The following is a 241-nucleotide window of genomic DNA, read 5'->3' on the forward strand; positions in this document are numbered from 1 at the left end:
GCTTGCTCCTTTGACGTTAGCGGCGGACGGGTGAGTAACACGTGGGTAACCTACCTATAAGACTGGAATAACTCCGGGAAACCGGGGCTAATGCCGGATAACATATAGAACCGCATGGTTTTATAGTGAAAGATGGTTTTGCTATCACTTATAGATGGACCCGCGCCGTATTAGCTAGTTGGTAAGGTAATGGCTTACCAAGGCGACGATACGTAGCCGACCTGAGAGGGTGATCGGCCAC

1 rRNA gene is annotated in these 241 nt (G+C 50.2%); it reads left to right on the forward strand.

Features of this window, described 5'->3' with window-relative positions:
* Window positions 1–241 (forward strand): 16S ribosomal RNA (locus SH09_RS15740); the annotation flags it as partial.

It is taken from the genome of Staphylococcus gallinarum (assembly GCF_000875895.1).
Lineage (GTDB): Bacteria > Bacillota > Bacilli > Staphylococcales > Staphylococcaceae > Staphylococcus > Staphylococcus gallinarum.